Genomic DNA, 2,404 nt, shown 5'->3' on the forward strand with positions numbered 1-2,404 from the left:
GACTGGCGGGGGCTGCGGAACTCGGGCTGCGCCCTCAGACAGTCCTCGCCCCTTTTCCGCCAGCCCCTGCGTTGCTCGGCACCTCTCAAGGGGCCCGGTGAAACGAACCGGGTTTGAGTTGGGGTGCCTGAATGACCGATTTCATTTTTGGCCGTTTTTCCCGGTTGACCGTAGGAATGCCAATTCAGGGTGCGCAGGTGAAAAGTGGACGCCTTTCGGGTCCCCGTGGAAGGCGCTGAGCAACGCAGGAAGGCCGGGGGCTTTCGGCGAGGACTGTTTGAGGGGCGCAGCCCCGAGTTCCGCAGCCGCCCGGCCTGCCGAGTAGCGCAAGGGACCGGCGCAGCCGGCGCCGCCCTCGGGGTCGCCTTTTCTTTGGCTACTTTCTTTTGGCGAAGCAAAAGAAAGTACGCCCGCCAACAGGGCGGAAACCCCTGCCCGACTCAGGGAAACAGTCCCTAAGCCGCCGCCAGCAGAGAATTAACCCCCGGCGTACTGAACCGCAATTGCTCCTTATGAACAATCCCATTCGCCGCCAGACTGACCCCAAAATCCGGCGTCCACGAGCGCCCTGCTTTCTGCCACTCCACCTTGGTCAAATCGACCGCAGCAGAATCCGGATCAGGCCCGATCAGCGGCTTGACGACATTCTCCAGCAGATCGCCAAAGCGCATTTCCGGCTCGACGACAAGCATCAGCGGCGTAGCGAACAACATGTGGTGATCCCAGCAAACGTAAACGATCTGCTTGCCATTGAAGTTTTCGACGAGGTCGCGCGGTACGGCGACGTAGGGCTTGGTTGAGGTCAATGCCATTTGTTTCTCCCGATATTCACTGGTTGCTGGTCGCCTGCTGGCGCCAGGCTGCGAAGTTGCGCTCATCCTCTGAACCGTCGAAGTCGCCGTTGTCCTTGCCGGGAATCAGGCTGACCCAGTTCATCCACGCCCCGAGATCGCCGTTGATCGGCGCCTGGAAGAGCTGCTGCATGGGCAGCCAGGCCTGGATGTACTTTTCCGGTTCGGTCTCGAAGATGTGCTGGCAACCGTCCGAGCAGAAGTGGTATTTCTCGCCCTTGTATTCGGTTTCCCGCTGGCACAACGAGGTCGGATCGTCCGGCTCGGTGAACACGGTCGGGATCTGGCAGGTCTGGCACAGCTTGGCCAGGCCCATGTTGGCGAACGGCGTGCCGGCGGCCTTGAGCTTGCTCAGGTGCGCCCAGCGCGGACGGTAGTATTTGTCGAAGGTGTCGGGATACTTCTTCGACAGCCATTCCATTTCGTCTTCGGACGGAATCCAGCTATGGAAGGCCGTGCCGAAGTTGTATTGATAGAGCGCCAGCATGAACTGGTGCGACATGTGATCGATGCCCTTCTCGGCGTCGTCCCAACCCTTGGGCGGACGAATGCCGTAGCGCGCCAGATCGCGGAACAGGGCACCGCCGTTTTCGACGCCGTAGATGTTCCACGCCTCGCGCCAGCTCATGACACGCTTCGGCAGCATGTAGTCCATCATCGTGCCGACCACGCCGAGCAGGCGGAAGCCGCGCCAGAACCACTTGTCGATCCAGCCCTGAACGATTTCCAGATTGGCCGGGTCCTGCTCGAGCATGAACTTGATGCACTCGAGGCCCAGCGTCATGTGCCGCGCTTCGTCGGACTGCGCCGAGAAGCCGAAGGTCACCGTCGCCATGTCGCCGTTGTAGGCGGCACCAGACATGAAAGGCACGAAGAGCAGGTTGGTCAGCACGTATTCGAAGCTGAAACCGATGGCGATCATGAACTCGAACGGCCCCGACGACAGCGCATCGTCGAAGAAGGAGCGCGGCAGCGTGCAGTACCACATGCGGTCGCGGGCATCGGCAAAGGCATGGAAGCCGTTGTAGAACTTGTTGTAGTTGGACAGCGCGTGAATCTGCGTCTGGGCGTGGCGGATCTCGTCGATCGACTGCATCTGGCAGGCGACCTGCGTGCCGACGCCGGGGAATTCCCGGCCCATGCGGGCGAAGCCCTTGCCGGCCGCGTATTCACCCGGGCTGATGGCCTGCAGGAAAATCTTCAGGGCGCTCAGGTAGCGGGCATCGGTGATGTTGAGGTGACCGTTGTTCTGGGCGTGGGCATCGATGATCGCGTAGAACTTGCGCTCCTTCTCGGCCTGGTATTTCCAGTATGAATCCATGGTCAGGCGGAAGGGGTCTTCCCACTTGTCCCAGTCGTGAATCTTGATGCCTTCGTACTGGACGTACGGGAACACCTCATCCTTGGTGTGATAGGTCGTGTCCCAACCGAGGTCACGGGTCATCAGCTTGTACTTTTCCTTCAGGCTGAGTTTCTTCTTGGCAACTTGCATGTCCATTTTTATCTCCTTCTACTCTCAGGCATTCCAGCGCAGGGTGAAGCTGTCTTCGTCC

General features: G+C 60.1%; 2 protein-coding genes. Both read right to left on the reverse strand.

What is annotated here, in order from left to right; translation table 11 throughout:
• Window positions 1–455: 455 nt before the first annotated feature.
• Complete coding sequence (locus tag CVT63_08205; GenBank protein ID PKQ27399.1) at window positions 456–812, reverse strand: phenol hydroxylase; 357 nt, start codon at window positions 810–812, stop codon at window positions 456–458.
• Window positions 813–828: 16 nt separating this feature from the next.
• The gene (locus tag CVT63_08210; protein ID PKQ27400.1) at window positions 829–2,349 is read right to left on the reverse strand and encodes a phenol 2-monooxygenase; all 1,521 of its coding nucleotides are present in this window, start codon (window positions 2,347–2,349) and stop codon (window positions 829–831) included.
• Window positions 2,350–2,404: the final 55 nt, after the last annotated feature.

This window comes from Candidatus Anoxymicrobium japonicum (assembly GCA_002843005.1).
Taxonomy (GTDB): domain Bacteria; phylum Actinomycetota; class Geothermincolia; order Fen-727; family Anoxymicrobiaceae; genus Anoxymicrobium; species Anoxymicrobium japonicum.

Excerpts from the sequence above, each read along its gene's own strand:
- CVT63_08205 (PKQ27399.1), bottom strand. The coding sequence starts at position 812 with ATGGCATTGACCTCAACCAAGCCCTACGTCGCCGTACCGCGCGACCTC.
- CVT63_08210 (PKQ27400.1), bottom strand. The coding sequence starts at position 2,349 with ATGGACATGCAAGTTGCCAAGAAGAAACTCAGCCTGAAGGAAAAGTAC.